The sequence below is a fragment of the Rahnella sp. PAMC25617 genome (genome assembly GCF_050606005.1).
Taxonomy (GTDB): Bacteria; Pseudomonadota; Gammaproteobacteria; order Enterobacterales; family Enterobacteriaceae; genus Rahnella; species Rahnella variigena.
On the sequence record NZ_JBOCUM010000205.1, the window covers coordinates 1 to 201 of the forward strand.

Genomic DNA, 201 nt, shown 5'->3' on the forward strand with positions numbered 1-201 from the left:
AAGTCGCCGCCACCGTCGGCTATATCAACACGGGCGTGGCCCTGGCTTCGCAGCGCTTCTACCAGGAAGCCAAGATTCCCGTCATGAACAATGTGGCGACCGGCTCCATCGTCACCAAGCAGTTCGCCGACCAGCCGGAAAACTACATCTTCCGCAATGCGGCCAATGACACCATCCAGTCCGGCATGATCGTGCACGAGG

1 protein-coding gene is annotated in these 201 nt (G+C 59.7%); it reads left to right on the forward strand.

From position 1 onward, the window contains the following. Window positions 1–201: hypothetical protein (locus tag ACM615_RS24195; RefSeq protein ID WP_431012678.1), on the forward strand; the 201-nt coding region annotated here is incomplete at both ends.